Origin of the sequence: Streptomyces sp. WAC04114, assembly GCF_019733245.1 — a bacterium.
Taxonomy (GTDB): Bacteria; Actinomycetota; Actinomycetes; order Streptomycetales; family Streptomycetaceae; genus Streptomyces; species Streptomyces massasporeus_A.
The window spans coordinates 1-2,160 of record NZ_JAIGQA010000350.1 but is presented as its reverse complement, the minus strand read 5'-3'; the positions used below and the strand labels follow the sequence as shown (position 1 = coordinate 2,160).

3 protein-coding genes are annotated in these 2,160 nt (G+C 74.5%); all 3 read left to right on the top strand.

Going from position 1 to position 2,160, the window contains the following annotated elements:
- Nucleotides 1-1,122: ATP-binding protein (locus K4G64_RS39080; RefSeq protein ID WP_221760590.1), on the top strand; the 1,122-nt coding region annotated here is incomplete at its 5' end.
- On the top strand, nucleotides 1,115-1,438 hold the full coding sequence (locus tag K4G64_RS39075) for a nucleotide pyrophosphohydrolase (RefSeq protein ID WP_185011015.1): 324 nt from the start codon (nucleotides 1,115-1,117) through the stop codon (nucleotides 1,436-1,438). The genes K4G64_RS39080 and K4G64_RS39075, both read left to right, overlap by 8 nt.
- A gap of 209 nt (nucleotides 1,439-1,647) precedes the next feature.
- Nucleotides 1,648-2,118, top strand: coding sequence for a DUF6099 family protein (locus K4G64_RS39070; protein ID WP_221760589.1), 471 nt, complete (start codon nucleotides 1,648-1,650; stop codon nucleotides 2,116-2,118).
- Nucleotides 2,119-2,160 lie beyond the last annotated feature (42 nt).

Genomic DNA, 2,160 nt, shown 5'->3' with positions numbered 1-2,160 from the left:
CGCACCGACCGCCCCCGCATCACCGAACTGCGCCTGTCCGCCTTCACCACCCACCGCCGCGCCGCGTTCCCGCTCGGGCCCCTCACCCTCCTCGCCGGGCCCAGCGGCTGCGGCAAGACCAGCGCGCTGCGGGCGTACGAGGCCCTCGCCCGGCTCGGGGGCGGCGCGGAGCTCGGCGAGGTGTTCCCCGACCCCGTCGCCTGCGTACCGGAACGGGCCCGGCCCGACGCGCAGCGCCGCCGCGGCTTCCGCATCGGCTGCACGGCCGACGGCCCCGCGGGCCCGGTCCGGCTCGACATGGCCGTACAGGCCGAGCCCGAACTGCGCCTCGTGGGCGAGCGGTTGTCCGCCGACGGACTGGTCCTCCTGGAGACCGCCCTGCGCGACCCGGGCAAGCGTGCCGTGCAGGCCGCCTGGCACACGGCTGGGCCGACGCTGGTGACCCGCGGCCCGCTCCCGGACGACCGGCTCGGCACCGCCCTGCTGCCGCTGCGCGTGGCGGGCAGGACACCCGGGCAGCGCAGGGTGCTGGCGGCCGCCGAGCAGATGGTCGTGGCCCTGCGCTCGGCCTTCGTCTGCGACCCCGAACCCTCCCGCATGCGCGGCCCCGTGGCGGCCGGTTCCGGCCACCTGCTAGGCGGCTGCGGCAATCTCGCCGACGTGCTGTGGCGCACCCGCTCCGAGTGCGGACGGCGGCACGCGCAGTTCGTGGCGGCGGTGGCCGCCGGCTGCGCCGGGCCGGTGGCGGATGTGCTCGCCCGGGCCGAGGGGCCCACGGGGACGGTCCGCGCCGCGCTCGACCGGGGCGACGGCGTCGTCACGGACCTCGGCCGGCTCGGTGACGGCGAACTGCGCTACGTGGCCCTCGCCCTGGTGTTGCTCACCGGGCCGGGCGTGCTGGAGGTCGACCCGGCCGGCGAGGTCCCCGCCGCGCTCCAGACGCTCACGGTCCTCGCCGACGGCTTCGACCGGGGCCTGGACGGACGGCAGCGACTGGAACTGCTGCGGCTGGCGGCCCGGATGTGCGAGCGGGGGCACATCCGGCTGGTCGGCGCGGTCAGCGACGGCTCCTGGGCCGCCGGGACGCAGGGCGCCACGGTGGTACACCTGGACCGTGACTGATCCCCTGGACGTGGCCGGACTGCAACGGCGCCTGGCCGATTTCGCGGCCGCGCGGAACTGGCAGCAGTACCACACCCCCAAGAACCTGGTCGCCGCGCTCAGCGTGGAGGCCTCCGAACTGGTCGAGATCTTCCAGTGGTTGACGCCCGAGGAGTCGGCCGGGGTCATGGCCGACCCGGACACCGCGCACCGTGTCACCGACGAGGTGGCCGACGTGCTGGCGTATCTGCTCCAGCTGTGCGAGGTGCTCGGCATCGACCCGCTGGCCGCGCTGAACGCGAAGATCGACCGGAACGAGCGGAGGTTCCCGATCTGACGGCACGCCCCGCCCCTGTTCCCACCACCTGGAGCGAAGAAGTCCACTTGTACGCTGCGTAGTCGAATCGCGGCTCGAATCCGAATCGTTGTCCGCAATTTTCCGCCTTCCTCTGGCTTTTCGTCTCACACCCCTTCACGCTGGGTAGTGAACAAGGGAGTGCGGGCAGACGGACGCGCGCAGCGCGTCGGACAAGACGGGGGCAGCGCATGGACGCGGTGCGGCTCATCGTGACGAGCAGGCGGTCCCTGGCGGCGGGCGGCGACGCGCGGGAGACCCTGGCCGAGGTGTGGCAGGCGCAGGCCCTGGCGCAGGCCATAGGCAGCCGTCTGGCGGTCGCCGGACCACCCGAACTGCGCGGCGAGGCATTGGGGTTGACTGAGCTGGCGGGCCGGGGCTGCGGCGTCCTCGACCCGCCCGAACTGGGCCCCGGTGAGCTGCGGGCGGGCCAGCTCACCGAGTTGGGCGACGCCCGCCACACCCTGATGTACCTCGGCGGCCTCCTCGGCGAGGTCGGCATCGCCCTCGTCGCCCTGGCCAGCGCCGCCGGCGACGAGGGCACCTACTGGCAATGCATGGAGGCCATCGACGCGGCGGACGAGTCCCGCGACCGCGTCCTGGAGATGCTCCGCAGACTCGCGGACCGGGAACAGACCGTGCCGGAGAGGGAGGCGGGGTGAGCCGGGAGAGCCGGGGTGAGCCCCTGCCTCCCCTGCCTCCCC

Bases quoted from the DNA above. Each gene is read 5' to 3' on its own strand.
- K4G64_RS39070 (WP_221760589.1), top strand. From the start codon at position 1,648: ATGGACGCGGTGCGGCTCATCGTGACGAGCAGGCGGTCCCTGGCGGCG.